The sequence below is a fragment of the Ponticoccus sp. (in: a-proteobacteria) genome (assembly GCF_048381735.1).
In genome coordinates, this window is sequence record NZ_JBLXGL010000013.1 from 119,128 (window position 1) to 139,567 (window position 20,440).

Here is a 20,440-nt window from a genome sequence, read left to right on the forward strand (position 1 = left end):
CATCGTGACGGTCTGTTCCATGAATTGGACCCGATACATTGACCTGTCTACACCCGCGCCTTTTGCGCCCTCTGCTGTCCGCCTTCACCCTGGCGACCCTTGGCCTTGTCGTCAGCCTAACGCCGGGATCGCCCGCCTCCGCCGCAGAGATCACCCGGCGCGGCAGTTGCGAGGCCTCGCTGACCGGGCAGATCGACCCCGGCGACGGCGACCGCCTGCAGGCGATCCGGGACAGCGATAGCTGCCGCTACTTCGAGCTGTATCTCTCGTCCCCCGGCGGCAGCGTCAAAGAGGCGCTGTCCATCGCCGACAGCCTCATGAACGTGATCACCTTCATCGAGGCGGATCAGCAGTGCCTGTCCGCCTGCGCGCTGATCTTCATGGCGGCACGGACCTGCGGCGGCGCGCCCTATTACTGTGCGCCGACGCGGAACATGCACCCGACCGCGACGCTGGGGTTTCACGCGCCCTTCCTGAAGCCCGGCCAGGCAGAGCAACTGGTGCCGCTGGACCTGTCGTTCAAGGCTGCCCTGGGCATCTTCGCCGATATCCAGAACACCTTTTCCCGGATTTCCGCCAGCGTCGCCAGCACCGGCTACTCTGGGTCGATGATCCATGCCGATCTCTTCGCCAAGATGTTCAGCACGCCGCCCGAAGAGTTCTACACCATCGTCACCAACGACCAGTTCCACACCTTCGGCATCGGCCTGACCGGCGATGTGCCCGAGGACCGCGCGCCGGATCTGACCCGCGGGCAGGCGGAAATGCTGTGCTACAACGTCCTCTACGATACCTACCGGGGCTGGAACCACTCGGAGTACGGGTTCGAGGATTATGGCACCATGACCCTCGGAGACGTTCCCAGCGTCGCCGACTACCGCAGGCGCGGAAACGAGCAATTCGTCCGCTTCGACGGTCTGAACCTTGGGATCGGCTGGTCGGGATGGTGCCAGGTCCAGGGGTTCGAGGGAAATCCCATGCTGGACGTGGCGCTGTACCGGGGCGATGCCTTCCCTTCGCAGGACACGCCCGCCGAGGAACGGGACCGCCTGCATTACAGCATGGCCTATCCCGCCCAGACGCCGGTGGCCGGCCTGTCATGGGGCGGCTCCGGCTCTGGCGCTTCGGTGTCCCTGCCCGAACTGACCGGGCTGGCGCGCGAGTATTTCCGGCGGCTGGACCGGACGGGCAATGGCGCCCCCTCTGCCCTGTGGATCGCAGAGAAGCGCGCGGCCATCGACAGCGCCGCCTCGGGCATCTGCGCGGCCGAGGCGCTGGACATCCTGAACCAGTCACGGTCCGGGCGGTCTGCCTCCGTCGTGCTGCGGGCCAGCGTCACCGCCTGCGGCGCGTCGAGCGGGGAATCCTACCGGCTGCGGATGGAGTTTACCGACACCGGGTCCGGCTGGCAGATCATGGCGCTTTCGAGCGCCGAATGACCCGCCCGCCGCCCGCGCGGCCCCGGCGAGCTCTTTCCGGGCAGAGCGCAGAAAGCCGACATGTCCGACGGCGCTTCGGCGTTGCCCGAGCACCTTCGGGCAGCTGCACGGAGCACGCGAGGATCGACCGGGGCCGACAACGTTTCGCCCCCCTGCGCCGCATCAGCCCGGTCGGGTCATCCATAGGCCCCCTGCCCGGACAGGCCCCATGATCGCAGGGGTCGAACAGCCTGCTGCCGCCTCTCTGGTCGCATCGCGTGACGCGGCGCAGGCCAGACGCCTTGCGCAGATCACCCGGCCCTCTTCGCCGCGAGCATGCTGTCGGGGCCAAGCCCGCCCCCGGCAAGCGCCCGGGTGCCCCTCAGAACGGCATGGCCGCGAATTCCGCCTCGTCCGCCGCCACCGCCGCCTTCAGCTCGGCCACCAGCGACGGATCGGCGGCGTTCACCCGGCTCCAGTTCGGGATGAAGGGCGCCTCGTTGGGTTTCGCCAGAAAGGTGTGCCCCGCGACCATGATGTTCTCGGCGAACAGCTCGATGGTCTTCTCTTCGCGGTGCCGGTCCAGCGTCAGCCCGTTCATCTTGGCGTCGTTGTCGTAGAACTCCAGCAGGTCCAGCGCGACGCGGTAGTAGGTCGCCTTCAGCGCCCGGAAGGAATTCGCGGTGAACACCGTCCCGTCGGCGGCCAGCTTGCGGAAGATCGCCTTGCAGATGTCGGTGGACATGCGGTTCAGCCCGCCCTGCGCGTCCTCTTCGCTGACCTCCTGATGCTTGTGGTCATAGGCATCCGAGATTTCGACCTGACAGACCGAATGCCGCCCGAGATTTCGCCAGACCTCTGACAAGACACCGATTTCCAGCCCCCAGTCCGAGGGGATGCGCAGGTCGGGCAAAAGCGAGGTGCGCAGCGCGAATTCCCCCGACAGCGGGTAGCGGAAGGCGCGCAGGTAGTCGATGTAATCGCGGTCGCCCACCACCTTCTTCAGCGCGATCAGCAGCGGCGAGACCAGAAGCCGCGTCACCCGCCCGTTCAGCTTGCCGTCGCCGATGCGCGGGTAGAAACCCTTGGACAGCTGGTAGCGGAAGTTCGGGTTCACCACCGGGTAGACCAGCCGCGCCAGCATCTCGCGGTCATAGGTGACGATATCGCAGTCGTGCAGGGCCATCACGGCGCTGTCCTGACAGGAGATCAGGTAGCCCATGCAGGTCCACATGTTCTTGCCCTTGCCCGGCTCTTCGGGGGCAAGGCCGTGCTCGGTCAGCCGCTCTTCCAGCGCTTTCATCCGGGGGCTGTCGTTCCAGATCACCACGTGGTTCTGCGGCAGTCTGGAAAAGAAGTCGCGCGCGCGGCGGAACTGGCTTTCGTCGGCCCGGTCCAGCCCGATGACGATGCGGTGCAGGTAGGTGACCTGGCGCAATTCGTCGAGGATATTGCCCAGTGCCGGGCCTTCGAGTTCCGAGAAGAGCGAGGGCAGCACCAGCGTGATTTTCCGTGTCTGCGCAAAGGTCTCGATCTCGTAGACCAGTTCCTCCAACGGGCGCTGCCGAAGGTTGTGAAACTGCGCGATGTTTCCGTTCTGGTGAAAATCGGCCATGGTCTCAATCCCCTGCCTTCTGCAACTCTTGAACGAGTCCGATCACGGCATCGTTCCAGCCCTCGGGGCCGCGCTTCCTCGTTCGGCGGATGCGGCCCCCGGCCTCTTCGGGCAACGGGGCGATGGCGGGCGCATGGTCGTTGCGGACGATCACGCCCACATCCGCCGCCTGCAGCAGATCCACGTCGTTGGGCGCGTCCCCCAGCGCGATGACCGTATCGGGCGACAGCTCTGCCGCCACCTGCCGCAGCCCGTCCGCCTTGGTCCGACCCAGCGACAGGGTCAGAAAGCGCCCGCCGTGCCGCGCATGGATGCCCTGCCGGTCCAGGGCCTGAAGAAACGCCCGGAGGTCGCGGTCGCCGCCCGTCCAGAGCCCCGGTTCCGAGTGTTCGCGGCGGCGGGCCAGCGCGGCGCCCTGCTCTGGCAGGCCGGTCGTCTCCGCGATCTCTGCCGCCGTCATGTCACCGAACCCGCGAAAACGCTGACGCAGCCGGTCGGGCAGCCTCTCCAGCGCGGCGCGGATGCGGGCGTAACCCGGCGCTGCGCCATCGGCCACACCGGGCCGGTACAGGCCCGCACCGTTTTCGACGATGGCCGGCAGGGCGCCAAGCCCCAGCGCGCGGTGCAGGCCCCGCACCTCGGCCGCGGTCTTGGAGGTGGCGAGGATCAGCGGGATGCCGCGCTGTTTCAGCAGCGCCAGCGCCGGCGCGGCGGCCTGCCAGGAATAGGTCTCGTGATCCAGAAGCGTCCCGTCGAGGTCGCTTACCACCATCAGCCCGGGCACATCCGCTCCTTCGCTGCCTCTGCCCCTTTTATGCCCCCCGGTGGCGGGCGCGGCCAGATATCGGGGCGGCTTTGGCGGGCAGCGGGCAGCGGTTCGCCCAATTTTTGGGCGTCAGCCGCTCCAGGGCAGCACCAGGTCCACCGGCCCGCGCCCCAAGGCCACCCGGCGGGCGTTGGGGATATCGTTGCGCTCTGCCTTTTCCCGGGCCTGCGCGGGCCTGTAGCCGAAGCCGGCCCAACGCTGCAGCAGCCGCCGCTCCAGTTCCGGCACCGGCACGTCAAGGAAGACCGACAGGTCCCAAAGCGGCGCCAGCGCCGTCCATGGCGCCTCGGACAGGCAGAGGTAGTTGCCTTCGACCACCACCACCGTGACCTCTGGCCCGATCTCCTGCACCCCGGCGATGGCGATCTCGCGCGCGCGGTCGAAGACCGGCACATAGACATGCTCTCCGGCGGCGACCCGGCCCAGGGTGGCGACGAAGCCGCCCGCATCGAAGGTCTGAGGCGCGCCCTTGCGGGGCAAGAGCCCCTTCCGGCGCAGCACCGAATCGTCGAGGTGAAAGCCGTCCATGGGCATCAGCGCCGCCTGCGGTCCCAGCGCCGCGACCACCGCCTCTGCCAGCGTCGACTTGCCCGCCCCCGGCGCACCGGCCAGCGCCACCATCAGGCGCCTGCCCCGCGGGGCCAGCCCGTCCAGCCGCGCGACCACCGTCCTTGCCGCCTTTTCCACCGTTGTCATGGCGCAGATCCTCCGTCCCTGCCCAATACCTGACACCAACCCGGGACCGGCCCGCAAGGGGCTGGATTCGTAGTGCCTTTTGCACCACTCTGACAGGACGCGGCCAGGAAGACGGCGCCAGATCGTCCCGGCCGTGCCATAACCCAGGGAGGGGGTCATGAGCGACGAAACCACCACCGGCGAGACCGTGGACATGGGCGATCACGGCAGCAGGCAACGCGAAACGGCAGAGCGGCTGCAACAGCTGTCCCTGCGCCTGATGTCCGCGCTGTCGCGGCGCAAGGCGCCCAACCCGGGCATCGAGGCGCCCGGCCCCGACCTTTACGCCAAGACCGCCGCCGCGTGGTGGGAACAGATGATGCAGAACCCCGCCCGCGCGGTGGGGCACACCATGGGTTTCTGGGAAGGCTCGATCCGCGCCTGGACCGGCGCGATGACCCCCGGCCCCGACGACGAAGAGGCCAAGCCGGACAAGCGTTTCACCGACGGGGAATGGGACAGCAACCCCTGGCTGAACTACCTGAAACGGCAGTACAAGGTGACCTCCGGCGCCATGCGCGCGGCGGTCGAGGATCTGGACACGCTGCCCGACAAGGAAAAGCGGCGGCTGCGCTATTTCTCGGACCAGATCGCCAACCTGATGGCGCCGAACAACTTCCTCGGCTCCAACCCCGAGGCGCTGCGCCGCGCCATGGAGACAGACGGCGAAAGCCTGATCCAGGGGCTGGAGAACCTGGTGACCGATCTGGAGGCCAACGACGGCGAGCTTCTGGTCAAGCTGGTGGACGACAGCGCCTTTTCGGTGGGCGAGAACATCGCCACCGCGCCCGGCCAGGTGGTGCTTCGCACCAAGATGATGGAACTGATCCAATACGCGCCCGCGACCGATCAGGTCCACGCCGTGCCGATCGTGATCTTCCCGCCCTGGATCAACAAGTTCTACGTGCTCGACCTGAAGCCGCAGAACAGCCTGATCCGCTGGCTGGTCGATCAGGGCTACACGGTCTTCGTCGCCTCTTGGGTCAACCCCGGCCCCGACATGGCCGACACCGGGCTGGAGGATTACATCGAGCACGGTTTTCTGGCGGGGATCGACGCCGCCAAGAAGATCACCAAGCAGAAGAAGGTCAACGCGGTCGGCTACTGCATCGCAGGCACGACGCTGTCGCTGACGCTGTCGCTGCTGAAGCAGCGCGGCGACCGCTCGGTCAATTCGGCCACGCTGTTCACCGCGCTCACGGATTTCTCCGATCAGGGAGAGTTCACGCCCTTCCTTCAGGACGATTTCATCGACGGCATCGAGGTCGAGGTGAACCGGTCGGGCCTGCTGCCCGCGCGGGTGATGTCGCGGACCATGTCCTTCCTGCGCTCGAACGACCTAGTCTACGGCCCGGCGATCCGCAGCTACATGCTGGGAGAAACGCCGCCCGCCTTCGACCTGCTGTACTGGAACGGCGACAGCACCAACCTGCCGGGGCGCATGACGATGCAGTACCTGCGCGGGCTGTGCCAGCGCAACGAGTTCGCCAAGGGCGCCTTCGAGCTGATGGGGCACAGCCTGTCAGTCCGGGATGTCGACGTGCCGCTGATGGCGGTGGTCGCCCAGACCGACCACATCGCCGCGTGGAAGGACTGTTACCGGGGGGTGCAGGCCATGGGCAGCGGCGCCAAGACCTTCGTGGTCTCGGAATCGGGCCATATCGCCGGGATCGTGAACCCGCCGTCGAAGAAGAAATACGGCCACTACATCAACGACGACCTGCGCGGCGATGCCGAGGCCTGGCTGGCCGAGGCCAGCTTCCACGAGGGATCGTGGTGGCCGCGCTGGGATGCCTGGCTGACCGAGCGCTCGGGCGAGATGGTGCCCGCCCGCAAGCCCAGGCAAAGCGATCTGGGCCCCGCGCCGGGCAGCTACGTCAAGATCAAGGCAACCTGAGGCGGGGGCGTCCCGGGGATGCGAAGGCGGGCCGGGCGACGAGGTCGGGGCCCTGGCCCTCCGGGACAGCGGCGCCCCGTGGGGCGCGACGACGGGAGGCGCGACGACGGGGCGCGGCGATGACCGGCGCCGCCCGCCCTTCCCTGCATGCTCGGATCTCCGCCGGGGCGCCGCGCGGCGCGGCTTGCGCGATTGAGTGCGGCGCCCGGCACAGGTAAGACAGCCCCATGATGCGCCTCGCCCCCCTTGCCCTTCTGCTGCTGCCCAGCACCGGCCTTGCCCACCCGCATATCTTCGTCGATGCCTCTGCCGGGTTGCGTTTCGACGACGCCGGACGGCTGGAGGCGCTGCGCATCGTCTGGCTTTACGACGGCATGACGACGCTGAACCTTTATGTGCAGCTTGGCCTGGACGAGGACGGCGACGGCGCGTTGAACGAGATCGACCTCGCCCGCGTCGCCCATGGCGAGACCGACTGGCCCCCCGAATACGAAGGCGACACCTATCTTCTTCAGGGCAACGCCAAGGTGCCGCTGGGGCGGCCCCGGAACGGCACCGCGCGGATGATCGGCGACCGGGTCGAGGTCACCTTCGACCTGCCCCTTGCGGAACCGCTGGCGGTGACCGATGGCGCGGTCCTGAAGCTCTACGACCCGACCTATTTCTACGCCTACTCGGTGGAAACGGTGCTGGAACCCTCGGCCCTGCCCGCCGACTGCGCCCTTTCGGTGGTGCCCTTCGAACCCGACGCCGCCGACGCAGAGGCGCAGCGCCAGCTTGCCGCGCTGTCCGCCGAAGAGGTGCCCGACGATCCGCAGATCGGTGAACGCTTCGCCGATGAGGTAAGGCTGACATGCGGCTCGTCCTGACGCTTGCCGGGGCGCTGGGGCTGGTGCTGCTTCTGACATGGGCGGCATCGGGGCCTCAGGCCGATGCGCTGTTTCACTGGGCCGCGATGCAGCAACGCGATGTCCAGAACGCGATGGCGGGCGCGCTGCGGGCGATCCGCTCTGGCGACAGGCTGGCGCTGGCGGGTCTGTGCGGCCTGAGCGCGGCCTACGGCTTCCTGCATGCCTTCGGGCCGGGCCACGGCAAGATCCTGCTGGGCGGCGCCGCCCTTGCCGGAGCGGTGCCGATGCGCAAGATGGCGGCCATCGGCATCGCCGCCAGCCTTGGCCAGTCCGTGACGGCCATCGCCATGGTGACGGTGGGCGCGAGCATCGTGGCCGCCGCGGGCGGTGGCGAGGCCCTTGCCGAAGGCCTGCTGGCAAATGCAAGCCGCTGGATCGTGGCGGCCATCGGCGCGCTGATCGCCCTGCGCGGGGCACGGCATCTTTGGCAGGTCCGGCGCGCGGCGGCCCCCGTCGCCATCGGCTCCGGCCTTGACGGGCTTGCGCCCGCCCCGGCGCGGATGGACCGGCACGGGACGCTCGCGGCGACGACGGACCTGCCGTTCAAGGCACGGGCATTCCGCCACGCGGCCCATGCGGGGGCAGCCCCTGGCCAGACCCCTGGCGCCCACCACGATCACCACGCGGCCCATGACCCGGCCTGCGGCTGCGGCCATGCCCATGGCCCCACGGTCGCAGAGGTCGCCGCCGTCACCTCGCCCCGCGAGATCGCCGCCCTGATCCTTGCCATCGCGATTCGCCCCTGCACCGGCGCCCTGTTCCTGCTTGCCATCTCCTTCGGGCTGGGCATCCCGCTTGCCGGCATCCTTGCCACGCTTGCGATGGGGCTGGGGACCGCCGGGTTCAACCTGATCGCCGTCGCCGGGGGCGGGTTTCTGGGGCGCCTGCTGCGCGACCGGGCGCCCCGCTCGCTTGGCGCCGGAACCGCCCTGATCGGCGCGGGCCTGCAACTGGCGGCGGGCACGGTCATCGTGATCCTGACGCTGGGCCTGATGTCGTAGCGGGCGACCTGTTCCCCCCGCTGGACAGGGGGCGACGGGCCTCTTTCGCGGAAGCCCTGCGCCAGGGGGCCGCGCCGGGACGGGCTTTCAGGGTCCGGCATGGCCCCGATTGCCGCCCGCCCTTCCCGGATCGGCGCCCTCCCGCCCCCGCACTGGCGCCGCATGCTCGGCCCCCGTTGCCGGAAACGCCACCACACCCCTGCCGGAACCGGGAGGCGGTCGCATCTTCGGGATCACGCCACCGGACCCGCTGCGCCCTTCAGGGAAAACGGATTGCAGGCATGCGCCGCATCGACTGCGAAGCCCAGATGTCCGCAGGGTGCCGAAGTCGGCCAGGTGAGTTCCTTCATCGGGCTGCCCGGCGCATCACGCGGGGCCGAAATGCGCCCCGGGAGGCAAGAAGCAGGTCAGGGCCGCGCTGCGCTCACACCTCGATGACCCGGCATTCGGCCTGCCTGCAGTCCCGCAGCAGCGCCGGTGCCAACCGCGCGCCGGTGACGACCACGTCGAAGTCGCGGATATGGCCCATTTGGCAGGCGAGATCCAACCCGATCTTGGTGCTGTCCACCACAAGGACACTCTGCTTGCCGCAGTCGACGATGGCCCTGCGCACGGCGATCTCGTCCGAGTTGTAGTCCATCACGCTGCCCGAGGCAGACACCCCGCCGCAGCTGAACACGGTGTAATCGACCCGGTATCTCGAGAAGAACGCATGCGCGGCCACGCCGATCATGTCGAGGTCGCGCATGCGGACCGGTCCGCCGGCCAGCTCGACCGCGACACCGGGCGCGTTCTGCAGCGCGCAGACCGCGTGGATGCTGTTCGAGGCCACGAAGAGATCCTTGTGGGAGGTCAGGAACCTTGCGCATTGCTCTACCGTCGTCCCCGTCCCAAGCGCCACGCGGGCGCCGTCGGGGATCAGGTTCTTGACCGCCAGAGCGATGCGTTGCTTTTCTTTCCGGGCAATCCCCTCGCGCGGCAGATATCCGATGTTCTCGCTCTGCTGACGCAATTGCGCCCGCCCATTGCGCCGCTGCACCAGGGCAGCCTCGTCAAGATCGCGCAGATCCGCACGAAGGGTCTGGACCGATACGCCCAGACGCCGGGACAGATCGGCCGCCGACAGGGACTCGTTCTCCGACAGAAGCGCGATGATGGCGTCACGACGCCCATGCAGGTCCAGCCTCACAAGAACTTTCCTTCGAAAACACATGCATCCGGGGAAAGCTTATGAGGGATCGGTAAGTGTCTCAATATAAATAAATATTTAATACTACAGTTACAAAACTGTTAATAAGCGCGGGGATAAGGGCGCCGAAGACAGCTTTCGTTCGAAAGCATCAACCCGGGAGTGCCCCATGAAATCCGTCCTCACCACCACCGCTTTCGCGCTCATGGCCAGCACCGCCATGGCCGACACCATCACACTCTATACCTCGCAGCCCAATGCCGATGCGCAGCAGACCGTCGACGCCTTCAAGGCGGCCAACCCGGGCACCGAGGTGGAGTGGGTCCGCGACGGCACGACCCAGCTTCTGGCGCGCCTGCGGGCCGAGATCGAAGCCGGCAACCCGCAGCCCGACGTGCTGCTGATCGCCGACACCGTCACGCTGGAAGGCATGGCGCAGGAAGGCCTGCTGAGCCCGTATCAGTCGCCCGAGGCCGACGCCTACGATGCGGCGCTCTATTCGCCCGAAGGCCACTACTACTCGACCAAGCTGATCACCACCGGCATCATCTACAACACCGGCGTCGACACCGTTCCGACCTCGTGGAGCGACCTGGCCGATCCCTCGATGAAGGGCATGGTCGCCATGCCCTCGCCGCTCTATTCCGGCGCCGCGCTGATCCACCTGGCCACGCTGACCGGCGAGGAAAGCCTGGGCTGGGACTACTACGCCAGCCTGGCCGGAAACGAGGCCCGCGCACAGGGCGGCAACGGCGGCACCTTCCAGGCCGTGGCCTCGGGCGAGAAGCCCTACGGCATGGTCGTGGACTTCCTGACCATCCGCAACAAGGCCGAAGGTTCGCCGGTCGAGTTCGTCTTCCCCGAGGAAGGTGTGTCCTACGTGACCGAGCCGGTGGCGATCATGTCCTCGGCCGACAACATGGAAGGCGCGCAGAAGTTCGTCGATTTCGTGCTGAGCGCCGAAGGCCAGCAGCTGGTTCTGGACATGGGCTACATTCCCGCCCGTGACGGCATGGGCGTGCCCGAGGGCTTCCCGGCCCGCGAGGACATCCAGCTGATGGCCTTCGATCCGGCCGAGGCGCTCGCAAACGCCGAAGCGAACAAGGCCCGGTTCGCAGAGCTCTTTGGCGCCGAGTAATGGGGACAGCCTTGCAATCAGGAAGCAGCCGAGCCGAAGCTCGGCTGCTTTCGTCCATCCTGATCATTGCGCTTTTCCTGACGCTGGCGCCCGTGGTGCGCCTGTTCTTCGAGGGCGTCACCGACCAGGGGCGGCCAAGCCTCGTGCTGATGCGCGAGGTGCTGGCACAGCCCTCCACCCTGAGCGCGCTGAAGCATTCGATCGTCACCGCGGGCCTCGGCACCGTGGTGTCGCTGGTGCTAGGCGCGGCCTTTGCCTTTCTCGTGGCGCTGACCGACCTGCGCGCCAAGGCTGCGCTGGTCTTCTGCCTGATGATCCCGATGATGATCCCGCCGCAGATCACGGCGCTGTCCTGGACCCAGATCATGGGGCCGTCGTCGGTGCTGCTGAAGGCGCTTGGCATCGCGCCGCCGCTGGGGTCGCCGCAGCCGCTCTATTCGCCCGAAGGCATCATCCTGCTTCTGGGCATCCAGCACATGTCGATCATCTTCCTGACCCTGCGCGCGGGCCTGCGTTCCATTCCGCAGGACGTGGTCGAGGCCGCACGCATCAGCGGCGCCCGGGGGCTTCGGACCTGGTGGCAGGTGGTGCTGCCCCTGACCCTGCCAAGCCTTGCGGCGGGCACCGCGATCACCTTCGTGACGGCATTGGGCAATTTCGGCATCCCGGCCATGCTGGGCATTCCCGCAGGCTATTCGACGCTGCCGACGCTGGTCTACCAGAAGCTTGCCGGCATGGGCACGACCGTGCTGGCCGAGGTCTCGGTGCTGGCCATGCTGATCGGCGCCGTCGCCGTGACGGGCATCCTGCTGCAACGCCATTTCCAGGGGCGGCAGAAGCTGCACCTAGTCGGCAGCACCTCGCGCCCCCTCGCCCTGCCGCTGGGCGCGGCGCGGCTGCCGGTGGAGATTGCGCTCTGGGCCGTCGTCTGCGCGATCCTCGTCCTGCCGATGTTCGGACTGCTGGCCACCTCGCTGGTGCCGGCCTACGGCGTGCCGCTGCGGCTGGACACGCTGACGCTGGACAAGTGGCATGAGGTGCTGTTCCGCCAGCCGGTGACGACGCGGGCCTTCGCGAACTCCTTCGGCCTCGCCGCCGGGGCCTCTCTGGCGCTGATGCTGATCTGCCTGCCGCTGGCCTGGCTGATGGAACGGCGGCGGACGCGCCTGGCAAGGGTTTTCGACAGCCTGCTCGATCTGCCCTACGCGCTGCCCGGCGTGGTGCTGTCCATCGCCATGATCCTGCTGCTGATCAATCTGCCCTTCACCGATGCCACGCTTTACGGCACGATCTGGATCATCTTCCTGGCCTACATGGCGCGGTTCTTCGCGGTCATGTTCCGCCCGGTCCAGGCCAGCCTGAAGCTGCTCGACCCGGCCATGGACGAGGCGGCGCAATCGGTCGGTGCCTCGCTGCGCCGGCGGCTGCGCGACGTGATCCTGCCGCTGTCCGCCCCGGCGGCGGCGGCGGGCGCGATCCTCGTCTTCCTGACCGCCTTCAACGAGCTCACCGTTTCGGCGCTGCTCTGGTCCTCGGGGACCGAGACCCTTGGCGTGGTGATCTTCAACCTCAACGACAGCGGGGAAACCGGCATGGCCAGTGCCCTGGCGATGACCATCGTCTTCGTTGTCATGGCGCTGATGGGGCTGGTCCAGCTGCTGTCGCGCCGTTTTCCGAAAGGAGTCGTCCCGTGGCAGACATAGACCTGTCTTCCGTCGGCAAGACATTCGCGGGCACGCCCGCGCTGCAAGACATCACCACCCGTTTCGAGGACGGCGAGTTCATCGCGCTGCTCGGGCCCTCGGGCTGTGGCAAGACCACCCTGCTGCGCATCCTCGCCGGGTTCGAGACCCCCACGCGCGGCCGCCTGCGGATCGGCGCGCGCGAGATGGCGAATGCCGACACCGGGGTGAACCTGCCCCCCGAAGAGCGCAACATCGGCTTCGTGTTCCAGTCCTACGCGCTGTGGCCGCACATGAGCGTGCGCCGCAACGTGTCCTATCCGCTGGAGATCCGCGGCCTGTCGAAGGCCGAGATCGCGCGCCAGGCCGATGCCGCGCTTGCGGCGACCGGGCTTGCACCCTACGCGGACCGGATGCCGTCGGACCTGTCGGGCGGCCAGCGTCAGCGCGTGGCGCTGGCGCGCTGCCTTGTCTCCGACCCCTGCGCCGTGCTGCTGGACGAACCGCTGGCCAACCTTGACGTGGCGCTGCGCGCCTCGATGCAGGGGGTGTTCACCGACTTCCACCAACGCACCCGCGCCACCATGGTCTATGTCACCCACGACCAGGCCGAGGCCATGGCCATGGCCGACCGGATCGCGGTGATGGACCAGGGCCGCATCCGGCAGTTCGACACGCCGCAGACGCTTTACGAACGACCGAAGAACCGCTTCGTGGCGGAATTCGTCGGGCGCGGCACGGTTGTGCCGGTGCGGGCTGTCGCGCCCCGCAGCGAGGCGCTGGAGGCCGAGGTGCTGGGCACCCGCGTGGCGGTGCAGGCGGAACCGCAACGCGGGCAAGCCCCTGTCAGCCACGTCTGCCTGCGCCCCGAGAACCTCAGCATCGCCGAGACGGGCGACCTGCGCGGCAAGGTCTCGCGGATCACCTACATGGGCGGCAAGTACCTGCTCGAGGCAATCTCCGGCTGTGGCGCGCGCCTGTTCGTCGAAACGCGGACCCGGTTCGAGGTCGGCGCACAACTGGGCCTTGCCATCAGCAGCCCCTGGGCCTTCGCGGAGGACTGATGCAAAGCGTGAAGATACTGTCAGGCATCGGCGACAAGGGCCCTGCCTGCATTCAACTGACCGTGGACGGGCGGATCTGGCTGCTGGATTGCGGCTTTGGCCCCGAGGCGCATGCCCATTTCGACCCGACCTGGCTGGAAGGCGCCGAGGCGGTCTTTATCACCCATGACCACATCGACCACATCGGCGGCGCCTCGCACGCGGTCGAGGCCGGGTTGCCGATCTATGCCACCGCGCAGACCGCCAAGGCCCTGCCGCCGGCGGCCAGGGTAACCCTGCTGCCCGAGCGGGGGCAGACGGTGATCGACGGCGTGACGCTGACCACCGGGCGCAACGGCCATGCCCTGGGCGGCGTCTGGTTCCATTTCGACCTCGGCGACGGGTTCTTCTATTCCGGTGACTGGTCCGAGGAATCCGACTGGTTCACCTTCGATGCCCCGCCCCCGGCGGCGACCGCCGTCCTCGACTGTTCGTACCATCTGGATGACGTGCCCCAGTCCGAGCGCTTCGCCGCGCTTGATGGGCTGCTGGATCGGATGCAGGGCCAGGTGCTTCTGCCGGTGCCGCCCTCGGGACGCGCCGGCGAGATGGCCCTGCACCTGATGCGGCGCCACGGCTGCGAAAGCGTCATGCTGGACCCCGAATGCCAGTCGGCGCTGCGGATCGCGCTCGACAGCGGGGCGGTCTGTCCCGACGCCCGCGATGTGGCGCCGCTGCTGGATCGCGGCCCGATGGAACAGGCGCGGTTCCTTGTCTGCGACACCCCCAACGCCGATGGCGGCGCCGCCTGGGGCTATGTCCGGGCCTGGAACGAAAGCGGCCGCCTGGGCCGCGATGCGCATGTGGTCTTCACCGGCCACATGACCGCCCATGCGCGCGGCATCTGCAGCGTCCCGGGCGGGCACTTCCAGCGTTGGAACGTGCATCCCCCCCTGCGCGACCAGCTGAAAATGCTCAGGCGTCTCGGCGCACGGCGCTTCGCACCGGCCTTCTGCACCCGCCCCGAGGACTACCTGGCCGAGGATCTGGAGGTCGAGGTCTTCTTCCACGACCGGGTGCGCCTGTGAGGGGCCCGACGCGTCCGGCGCGGGACTTCTGCCTGATCCGGCACGGCGAAACGACGGCGAATGCGGACGGGATCATCGCGGGCATCACCGACGTGCCCCTGACCGCGCAGGGCCGGGATCAGGCCCGCGCGCTGGCCTCTGGCCCCTGGCCTGACGATCTTGCCGTTTACGCAAGCCCGCTGGCACGCGCCCGGGAAACCGCGCGCCTTGCCTTGCCCGGACGGCAGGTCCGGCTGCACCCCGGCCTGCGCGAACGGGACTGGGGCGTGTTCGAGGGGCGCCCCCTGGCCGAGCAACCGGTCCGGGAAGACACCCCCGACGGCGGCGAGCCCTGGGTCGACATGCTTCGGCGTGTCGAGGCGGCGATCCTCGGGATCTGCGCGGACCAGCCCGGCGCCCTGCCTGTCCTCATCTGCCACTCGGGCGTCATCCGCGCCGCACGCGTCCTGTGGACGACGGGCCATGCCGGCACGCGCCCCCCGAATGCAACCCCGCTTCTGTTCCGCAAGGCGGGGCCTGACCTGACGGAGACACCCTTATGACCGAAACTGCACCGACTCCTTGCGTGGTATTCGATGTCGATGGAACGCTGGCCGAATTCGATGCCGACCGCCTTGGACACCTCGTGCATGGCGCGGAAAAGCACTGGGACGACTTCCATGCAGCCATGGCCGATGCCGCGCTGATCGCCCCGATCGCCCGGCTGATGCACCGGCTCAAGGCAAGCGGCGAAACGATCCTGATCTGCTCGGGCCGACCCAAGGGCTGGGCCGAGCACACCATCGCCTGGCTGCGCAAGCACGACCTGCCGTTTGACGGCATCTACCTGCGCTCCGAGGACCAGGACGCCGCCACCGACCCCGAAGTCAAGCGCCGCGCGCTGAAAGAGATGCGCGACGACGGCTTTGATCCCTGGCTGGTCGTCGACGACCGCAGCTCGGTCGTCGAGGCCTGGCGCGGCGAAGGCCTGGTCTGCCTGCAATGCGCCCCCGGCGATTTCTGACTGCGCGCGCCCTGCCAAGGCCTTTGTCCCGCGCGGCGGGGCAAAGGCAGGGGTGATCCTGTCCGGCAAGCCGGGGATCATGCAGCCCCTGCCACGCCCCCGCAACGCTCTGGTGGCGCGCCTCGGGCCTGGCAGGAACCCTTGGCTCAGCCAGCTCGACCGGCCTGTCGAAGAGGACGCTTCCGGACGACGCGTGCCGCGCGGGCGGGAAAACAGGGCATCGAATCCGCCGGGGCGTTCCATCCGCGTGGTCGGATGCGCTGGTCGCGGACCTGGCGCCCGCACGACGCCGGTGACACGGGCGCCCCATGCGGCTGAACGCATCTGTTCGTTCCCTTCGCCCCCCTTCCGCCCTGTCATCAAAGGTTCACTTGTGGCGCCTGGCCAGCCGCGACAGAGAGAGGCCCGACCAACGACAAGTGGAAAGCCTGCAATGCGCCCTCCCCAGATGACTGATCTTGCCACCCTTCTGCCTCGGGAGGCCTCTGACAGCCTGCGCGCCATGGCGCGTGCCGCCCTTGCCGGTGGCGAAACCGCCAGCAACAGCATGGCGCGTCGCAGCGCGGCCGACATGGTTCTGAAGGGCCGCCACGACTACCAGACCGACGGCGATATTGCCGCCGAGGCCGCGATCCTGAGGGTGCTGAAAGAGGCCTTCCCCGGCTGTGGCATTCGCGGCGAGGAAGAAGTGGGAGACCGGTCCGCCGAGGACGACCACCCCACCTTCGTCATCGACCCGATCGACGGCACCACCAACTATGCATGGGGCATCCCCCACTTCGGCGTGGTGATCACCCGCATGGACCGGGGCGAGGTCACGGCCGGCATCACCTATGACCCCATGATGGGAGAGGTCTTCGCCGCCGAAAAGGGCAAGGGAGCCTGGCTGAACGGTGCGCCGCTGGATGCGCGCGGCATGTCGGACGTGGAAAACACCGTGATCGGCGCTGGTCTGCCGGTGCGCGGCCAGGTGCGCAGCGTACCGGAAGACGTTTATCACGCGGCACTGCGGCGCGCGATGGACCAGACATCGGGCGTGCGGCGGCTGGGGAGCTCTGCGCTGTCGATCGCCTATGTCGCGGCAGGGCGCCTTGACGGGTTCTTCGAAGACGGCCTGTCCCTGGTCGATTATGGCGCCTCGGTGCTGATCCTGCGCGAGGCAGGCGGCATCGTCACGGGCTTCGACGGGGGCGAGATCCGCGATCCCGGCGCCATCCTCGCGGGCAGCGCCGGGATGCATCCCTGGCTTCTGCAGGGCTTCGCCGATCAGGCTGTCAGCGCGGCGTAAAGCCCTTCGGGGTCGTCCGTGGTGATCTGGTCGACCCCCAGTCCCAACAGCCTTTCACACAGCGCGACGGCCTGCGATGTTGGCCGTTGCACCGTGTATGCATCGATCCGGCAACCTTCGGCGCGGAAGGCCCCGATCATGTCGAAGTCGCGCGACAAAGCATCGAGGATCAGCCGAATATCCAGGTAGATCATTCGCGCACGGCCCGCCTCGGCCATGGCGCGCGCCACGAAACCGGCATTGTCGCCCGACACGGCCAGCGCCTCGCGCGTGCCGTTGTGGCAGGGATCGTGGCCCAGCTGCATCCCGGGCAGTGCTTCCGCCAGCCGCCCGACCGCCGCCGCATCCCCGCCTGACAGGATCATGTGGCGCTGCACCGGGGCAACATCGCGGGCAAAGGCGGCAATGTCGGCATCGGTCAGCGTGGCAGAGGTTTCCTTCAGGTCCAGCTGCAACAGGGCGCCGTCTCCGATCGTGGCTTGCGCAATATCCCGGCAGAGATCGCCCAGCAGGGCGACGGGCACGCTGGTATCCCGGCCTGCGTTGTCGCGCAGGGTCAGCGCGCGCAGCCCCTCGGCCGACGTGTCGGCCACCTGACCGGCACCGGTCGTGGCCCGCTCGAGCCCCTCATCATGCAGGACGGCGAAACCGCCACCCGCATGAGCCCGCAGATCCACCTCGACCGAGGCGCCAAGGCGCATGCCCTCCAGGATGCGGCGCGGATCGAATTCGAAATCCGCGCCTGCCCGACGGCCGCGATGCCACTTCAGCCAGGTTTCCCCGGCGGCGTGCGCGATTCTCACGGAAGTGCGGCCCGCCGCTTCGGACCCATTGCCCTCAGACATGCGCCACCTCACGCAGGCCGGCGCGTTGATCGGGCCGGACCTCTGCGAGTTTCACCCCATCCCGGAAGAGGGCCACGTGGGAGGCCGAAAGGCCAACCTCCTGCCCCGCCTCGAACGCCCCCGAGGGCGGGCACATCGCCTTCAGCCGGGCGCCATCCTCCAGCACGATGTCCAGCAGCAGGTGCGTGCCGTAATCGGTCTGCCGGTGGACGCGGGCTGACATACCGGCGCTGCGTCCCGGGGAGACGGTCAACGCCTCGGGGCGGATCGCCAGTTCGATGGGGCCATTGGGCACCACGGCCTCGACCGGAAACAGCGGATGATCGGCCCGCCCGCCGCGCATGTCGCAGGCCAGGAAGTTCATCGACCCGATGAAACCCGCGACAAAGCGCGTCTCGGGAGAGCGGTACATGCGGTCGGGGCTGGCCGCCTGTTCGATCTCACCGCCGCGCAGCACGATGATACGGTCGGCCAGCGCAAGCGCCTCGTCCTGGCCGTGGGTGACGAAGAGCGTGGTGATCCCGAGGCGTCTCTGGATATCGCGCAGTTCCTCGCGCAGGCGTTCGCGCAGGTGCTGGTCCAGGCTGGCGAAGGGTTCGTCCAACAGCAGGATCTTGGGTTTCAGAACCAGCGCCCGGGCGATGGCGACGCGTTGCTGCTGGCCACCGGACAGCTGCCAGACACGGCGCGCGCCGTAATCGCCGAGGCCCACCAGGTCCAGCGCCTCGGTCACCTGGCGCCGGATCTCTGCCTTGGGCAGGCGGCGCAGTTTCAGACCGAAGGCCACATTGTCCGCCACGGACATGTGCGACCAGAGCGCGTGGCTCTGGAACACCATGCCGGTGGGGCGCTTTTCGGGGGGCACGTCGGTCACGTCCTCTCCGTCGATCAGGATGGCGCCGCGCTCCGGCGTCTCAAAGCCGCCGACCATGCGCAGCACGGTGGACTTGCCTGACCCGGACGGCCCCAGCAGGCAGACCAGTTCGCCATCGGCCACGTCCAGCGACAGGTCGGCGATGACATCGGTCCCGTCGAAGGACTTGCCCAGGTTCTTGAGTGTCAGTTGTGCCATTTCAGTTTCCTCACACGCCGAAGCCCTTGGCAAAGGATGCGGACCCGACAAGACGACGGGTGAACATCAGCGCGATGAAGCTGGGGACCCACAGAAGGACCGACAGCACCGCACCATATTGCACGACGATCTGATTGTTGATGTAGGTGATCATGAGCACCGGCATGGTGCGGATCTCGGGCGCGCCGATCAGCCAGGCGCCCTCGGTTTCATAGAAGGTGCCGACGAAGCTGAGCAGCACGGCGGCAAAGATGGTGGGGGCGGCCTGCGGCAGGCTGACCGACCAGAATACGCGGATCGGCCCGGCGCCCGCGTCCCGCGCCGCCTCTTCCATCGCGCGGTCGACGTTCTGGAAGGCCGCGACGGGGATCCAGATCATCATCATCAGCGTGCCGACCAGCTGGATCAGCACCACGCCCCAGAAGGTCGAGATCAGCCCGAGGTTCAGGAAGATCCCGGCGATGGCGACCAGCAGGCCGAATTTCGGAAAGGCATGGGAGGCAAGGAAGGACAGGAAGAGCACGTTCTTGCCCGGGAAATCCATCCGCGCAAAGGCATAGGCCGCAGGCAGGCAGATTAGCGCGGACAGCGCGGTGACCACCAGGGACAGCCGGATCGACAGGGACATCGCGCCCCAGACATCGGGTCGCGACAGGGTCGCCTTCCAGAAGCGCAGGCCCCATTCCTGGGGCAGCAGGCTGGGATAGCGCCAGACCTCGGCAAAGGCCCAGATCGCCACGACGACCAGTGGCACCACCACCACGATGCCAAGCAGGACGGCCAGCAGAAGCCCTACCCAGTCGGGGCGGCGGGTCTTGCGGCTGACCACGGGAGGTGCCGTGGCAAGGGAAGTCTCTGCGATGGTCATCGGCCGTTCTTTCGGTTGCGCGCAATGGAGCGGACGTAGAAGGCCCCGAAGACCGCGCAGATGGCAAAGGTGATCACCGCCTGGGTGACGGCCATGCGGGGGTCCATGACCTGTCCGAAGGTTCGTTGCATGAAGGGGCCCATCATCTCGGGCGAGGCGGGTCCGAGGACGTAAGGAAGCGTGAAAGCCGAGAAGATCGACAGCACGGTGAAGGACAGTACCACCAGCACCGCGTTGCCGATCTGCGGCAGGATGATGTGGCGCAGCACCGCCAAGGGTCGGGCGCCGGCATCCCGCGCCGCCTCGACCGCGTTGTCGGACACCGCGCCCAGCCCTGCGACCAGCATCAGGGTGGTCAGCGGGATGTTGTCCCACACCAGGCCGATGATTGGTCCCCAAGGGGTCAGGTAAGGAGAATTGATTTTGGGCAGGCCAAGGGCGTTCAGCACCAGGTCGACACCACCGTTGGGGCCGATGGTGCGGATCAGCGCATAGGCCAGGATGACCGAGGGCACGAACATCGGGAACAGCGACAGCCCCTGCACCACGGCAGCAACGCGGCTTTTCGCGAAGCGCAGGTAGAGCGACAGCGGCAGGCAGATCGCCAGCAGCAGCATCGCGCAGACCGCCGTGACCCACAGCGTCAGCCAGAGGTTCGCCAGCGAGTAGCCATCACTGAAGAAACGCACGTAGGTGTCCAGGCTGAACTGCGTGCCGCTGTCATCGGTACGCAGGATGGTGCGGCCGATGGCATTGAAGATCGGATAGATGATGAGCCAGCCAAGCAGGGCGACCGGCACAGAAACGAGAAGGAGGCCCGT

19 protein-coding genes are annotated in these 20,440 nt (G+C 67.9%); 11 read left to right on the forward strand and 8 right to left on the reverse strand.

The features are described 5' to 3' along the window. Positions 1–38 precede the first annotated feature (38 nt). The gene (locus ACN5KJ_RS18645) at positions 39–1,439 is read left to right on the forward strand and encodes a hypothetical protein (protein ID WP_418595476.1); all 1,401 of its coding nucleotides are present in this window, start codon (positions 39–41) and stop codon (positions 1,437–1,439) included. A gap of 361 nt (positions 1,440–1,800) precedes the next feature. On the opposite strand, the gene ACN5KJ_RS18650 is transcribed toward ACN5KJ_RS18645, so the two are convergent. From ACN5KJ_RS18650 to ACN5KJ_RS18660, 3 genes are all read right to left on the reverse strand, one after another. Beyond that, a complete protein-coding gene (locus ACN5KJ_RS18650; RefSeq protein WP_418595478.1) occupies positions 1,801–3,033 on the reverse strand; it encodes a glycosyl transferase in 1,233 nt (410 codons plus the stop codon). Between the two features lie 4 nt (positions 3,034–3,037). Continuing rightward, positions 3,038–3,817: an HAD-IIB family hydrolase gene (locus ACN5KJ_RS18655; protein WP_418595480.1), complete on the reverse strand. Its 780-nt coding sequence runs from the start codon at positions 3,815–3,817 to the stop codon at positions 3,038–3,040. A 111-nt stretch (positions 3,818–3,928) separates the two neighbouring features. After that, positions 3,929–4,555: a nucleoside triphosphate hydrolase gene (locus ACN5KJ_RS18660; RefSeq protein WP_418595482.1), complete on the reverse strand. Its 627-nt coding sequence runs from the start codon at positions 4,553–4,555 to the stop codon at positions 3,929–3,931. 157 nt (positions 4,556–4,712) lie between these two features. Here ACN5KJ_RS18660 and ACN5KJ_RS18665 point away from each other — a divergent pair, with 157 nt between their 5' ends. The 3 genes from ACN5KJ_RS18665 to ACN5KJ_RS18675 all read left to right on the forward strand — a co-directional run bounded on the left by ACN5KJ_RS18665 (position 4,713) and on the right by ACN5KJ_RS18675 (position 8,403). Next, entirely contained in the window at positions 4,713–6,491 is a 1,779-nt protein-coding gene (locus ACN5KJ_RS18665) for a PHA/PHB synthase family protein (protein ID WP_418595484.1), read from the forward strand. Between the two features lie 227 nt (positions 6,492–6,718). Beyond that, positions 6,719–7,360, forward strand: coding sequence for a DUF1007 family protein (locus tag ACN5KJ_RS18670; RefSeq protein WP_418595486.1), 642 nt, complete (start codon positions 6,719–6,721; stop codon positions 7,358–7,360). Continuing rightward, positions 7,345–8,403 carry a nickel/cobalt transporter gene (locus ACN5KJ_RS18675; protein WP_418595488.1) on the forward strand — a complete coding sequence of 353 codons (1,059 nt, stop codon included), beginning with the start codon at positions 7,345–7,347 and terminating at the stop codon, positions 8,401–8,403. The genes ACN5KJ_RS18670 and ACN5KJ_RS18675 overlap by 16 nt, the downstream gene beginning before the upstream one ends. A gap of 424 nt (positions 8,404–8,827) precedes the next feature. On the opposite strand, the gene ACN5KJ_RS18680 is transcribed toward ACN5KJ_RS18675, so the two are convergent. Further along, positions 8,828–9,616 carry a DeoR/GlpR family DNA-binding transcription regulator gene (locus ACN5KJ_RS18680; protein ID WP_418595490.1) on the reverse strand — a complete coding sequence of 263 codons (789 nt, stop codon included), beginning with the start codon at positions 9,614–9,616 and terminating at the stop codon, positions 8,828–8,830. Between the two features lie 145 nt (positions 9,617–9,761). Here ACN5KJ_RS18680 and ACN5KJ_RS18685 point away from each other — a divergent pair, with 145 nt between their 5' ends. From ACN5KJ_RS18685 to ACN5KJ_RS18715, 7 genes are all read left to right on the forward strand, one after another. Continuing rightward, positions 9,762–10,730 (forward strand): ABC transporter substrate-binding protein, encoded by a 969-nt coding sequence (locus ACN5KJ_RS18685; RefSeq protein ID WP_418595492.1) that lies wholly within the window; start codon positions 9,762–9,764, stop codon positions 10,728–10,730. After that, the gene (locus ACN5KJ_RS18690; protein ID WP_418595494.1) at positions 10,730–12,433 is read left to right on the forward strand and encodes an ABC transporter permease; all 1,704 of its coding nucleotides are present in this window, start codon (positions 10,730–10,732) and stop codon (positions 12,431–12,433) included. The genes ACN5KJ_RS18685 and ACN5KJ_RS18690 overlap by 1 nt, the downstream gene beginning before the upstream one ends. Further along, positions 12,421–13,476 carry an ABC transporter ATP-binding protein gene (locus ACN5KJ_RS18695; protein WP_418595496.1) on the forward strand — a complete coding sequence of 352 codons (1,056 nt, stop codon included), beginning with the start codon at positions 12,421–12,423 and terminating at the stop codon, positions 13,474–13,476. The genes ACN5KJ_RS18690 and ACN5KJ_RS18695 overlap by 13 nt, the downstream gene beginning before the upstream one ends. Beyond that, positions 13,476–14,543, forward strand: coding sequence for an MBL fold metallo-hydrolase (locus tag ACN5KJ_RS18700; protein WP_418595498.1), 1,068 nt, complete (start codon positions 13,476–13,478; stop codon positions 14,541–14,543). The genes ACN5KJ_RS18695 and ACN5KJ_RS18700 overlap by 1 nt, the downstream gene beginning before the upstream one ends. Further along, entirely contained in the window at positions 14,540–15,085 is a 546-nt protein-coding gene (locus ACN5KJ_RS18705; protein WP_418595500.1) for a histidine phosphatase family protein, read from the forward strand. The genes ACN5KJ_RS18700 and ACN5KJ_RS18705 overlap by 4 nt, the downstream gene beginning before the upstream one ends. Then, on the forward strand, positions 15,082–15,546 hold the full coding sequence (locus ACN5KJ_RS18710; RefSeq protein WP_418595502.1) for an HAD family acid phosphatase: 465 nt from the start codon (positions 15,082–15,084) through the stop codon (positions 15,544–15,546). Before ACN5KJ_RS18705 ends, ACN5KJ_RS18710 begins: the two co-directional genes overlap by 4 nt. Before the next feature lie 448 nt (positions 15,547–15,994). Further along, on the forward strand, positions 15,995–16,834 hold the full coding sequence (locus tag ACN5KJ_RS18715; protein WP_418595504.1) for an inositol monophosphatase family protein: 840 nt from the start codon (positions 15,995–15,997) through the stop codon (positions 16,832–16,834). Here the strand turns inward: ACN5KJ_RS18715 and ACN5KJ_RS18720 are convergent. The 4 genes from ACN5KJ_RS18720 to ACN5KJ_RS18735 are packed head-to-tail and all read right to left on the reverse strand — an operon-like array spanning position 16,813 to position 20,419. Further along, positions 16,813–17,637, reverse strand: a complete 825-nt coding sequence (locus ACN5KJ_RS18720; RefSeq protein ID WP_418595506.1) for a glycerophosphodiester phosphodiesterase — start codon at positions 17,635–17,637, stop codon at positions 16,813–16,815. The genes ACN5KJ_RS18715 and ACN5KJ_RS18720 overlap by 22 nt on opposite strands. A 34-nt stretch (positions 17,638–17,671) precedes the next feature. Beyond that, positions 17,672–18,751, reverse strand: coding sequence for an ABC transporter ATP-binding protein (locus ACN5KJ_RS18725; protein ID WP_418595507.1), 1,080 nt, complete (start codon positions 18,749–18,751; stop codon positions 17,672–17,674). Positions 18,752–18,761: 10 nt separating this feature from the next. Next, positions 18,762–19,619, reverse strand: coding sequence for an ABC transporter permease (locus ACN5KJ_RS18730; protein WP_347166935.1), 858 nt, complete (start codon positions 19,617–19,619; stop codon positions 18,762–18,764). After that, on the reverse strand, positions 19,616–20,419 hold the full coding sequence (locus tag ACN5KJ_RS18735) for an ABC transporter permease (protein WP_418595510.1): 804 nt from the start codon (positions 20,417–20,419) through the stop codon (positions 19,616–19,618). Before ACN5KJ_RS18735 ends, ACN5KJ_RS18730 begins: the two co-directional genes overlap by 4 nt. Positions 20,420–20,440 lie beyond the last annotated feature (21 nt).

Excerpts from the sequence above, each read along its gene's own strand:
- ACN5KJ_RS18650 (WP_418595478.1), bottom strand. The coding sequence starts at position 3,033 with ATGGCCGATTTTCACCAGAACGGAAACATCGCGCAGTTTCACAACCTT.
- ACN5KJ_RS18660 (WP_418595482.1), bottom strand. The coding sequence starts at position 4,555 with ATGACAACGGTGGAAAAGGCGGCAAGGACGGTGGTCGCGCGGCTGGAC.
- ACN5KJ_RS18665 (WP_418595484.1), top strand. The coding sequence starts at position 4,713 with ATGAGCGACGAAACCACCACCGGCGAGACCGTGGACATGGGCGATCAC.
- ACN5KJ_RS18670 (WP_418595486.1), top strand. The coding sequence starts at position 6,719 with ATGATGCGCCTCGCCCCCCTTGCCCTTCTGCTGCTGCCCAGCACCGGC.
- ACN5KJ_RS18675 (WP_418595488.1), top strand. The coding sequence starts at position 7,345 with ATGCGGCTCGTCCTGACGCTTGCCGGGGCGCTGGGGCTGGTGCTGCTT.
- ACN5KJ_RS18680 (WP_418595490.1), bottom strand. The coding sequence starts at position 9,616 with ATGTGTTTTCGAAGGAAAGTTCTTGTGAGGCTGGACCTGCATGGGCGT.
- ACN5KJ_RS18685 (WP_418595492.1), top strand. The coding sequence starts at position 9,762 with ATGAAATCCGTCCTCACCACCACCGCTTTCGCGCTCATGGCCAGCACC.
- ACN5KJ_RS18690 (WP_418595494.1), top strand. The coding sequence starts at position 10,730 with ATGGGGACAGCCTTGCAATCAGGAAGCAGCCGAGCCGAAGCTCGGCTG.
- ACN5KJ_RS18700 (WP_418595498.1), top strand. The coding sequence starts at position 13,476 with ATGCAAAGCGTGAAGATACTGTCAGGCATCGGCGACAAGGGCCCTGCC.
- ACN5KJ_RS18710 (WP_418595502.1), top strand. The coding sequence starts at position 15,082 with ATGACCGAAACTGCACCGACTCCTTGCGTGGTATTCGATGTCGATGGA.
- ACN5KJ_RS18715 (WP_418595504.1), top strand. The coding sequence starts at position 15,995 with ATGACTGATCTTGCCACCCTTCTGCCTCGGGAGGCCTCTGACAGCCTG.
- ACN5KJ_RS18725 (WP_418595507.1), bottom strand. The coding sequence starts at position 18,751 with ATGGCACAACTGACACTCAAGAACCTGGGCAAGTCCTTCGACGGGACC.
- ACN5KJ_RS18730 (WP_347166935.1), bottom strand. The coding sequence starts at position 19,619 with ATGACCATCGCAGAGACTTCCCTTGCCACGGCACCTCCCGTGGTCAGC.